General features: G+C 48.4%; 1 protein-coding gene and 1 pseudogene. Both read right to left on the reverse strand.

Going from position 1 to position 905, the window contains the following annotated elements; all coding sequences use genetic code 11:
- Positions 1-442, reverse strand: a pseudogene (locus tag R7Z50_RS25690) (MSHA biogenesis protein MshE); the annotation flags it as partial.
- A partial coding sequence (locus R7Z50_RS25695) for a tetratricopeptide repeat protein (protein WP_411979517.1) occupies positions 439-905 on the reverse strand: 467 nt, incomplete at its 5' end. The gene R7Z50_RS25695 and the pseudogene R7Z50_RS25690, both read right to left, overlap by 4 nt.

The raw sequence follows: 905 nt of genomic DNA on the forward strand, positions 1-905 counted from the left end.
TGGTACGGCGGTAGTAACGGTCGAAACTGCTGATCAACTGACGCTCAGAGGCAATGATGAACTCAAGGTTGTACTCACCTAGCAAGTTCATTAAAGACTCTTGGGTAAACAGATCCGCCGGATCACTCATCGCAACACGTAGAGTGTCACCATTACGAGCCACCACCATTGCACGTAAACGACGAGCATGCACTTCTGGCAGTATTTGCACCGCATCCGCATCCACTGGAGCACGTCCAAGATCGATCAACGGTAATCCAAGTTGCTGAGACAAGAACTCCAGCATTTGCTTTTCGGTAATAAACCCGAGATCAATCAGGGCATCACCTAATTTTTGTCCGGTACTGCGCTGAGCGGATAGAGCTTGCTGGATTTGATCTTCCGATACGATGCCTTCTTCAACGAGTAGGTCACCTAAGCGTTTTCTCAACTGAATTTTCATTGTGCGCTCTCCAGTTGCTTTAAGATGGTTAATCGATCGCGAATGAAAGCTTGCGACTGATTCGAGATCCCTACTTTACCTAACGCTTCGTTGTAAGAGTTAATCGCAGCAGTAAAAGTGAGCGCTCGTTCTTGCTGAATAGCCAAACCAAGCCACCAGCGGGCATTGTCTGGCTCGCGTTGAGTCAGTAACTGGTAGCTTTCTAATGCGATGTCGTTTTGCTTTTGTTTCTGCGCAAGGGCTGCGCGCATTGCCAAGTAATCTCGACTCGGCATTGGAGGCAAGTGAACCAGTGGGCTCAGTGCCGCAGAAGGCTGATTGGCTTTAACCAATAGCTTCGATAACGCGAGTCTTAGCGGTTGGTTATCCTTATCAAGGTTGATGCCTTCTTGCAGGATTTCGTAAGACTTTCTGGTATCCCCTTTACCGAAATAAAGCGCCGCCAGCTTTTGACGCGTTTCGA

Source organism: Vibrio sp. 1249-1, assembly GCF_033340495.1.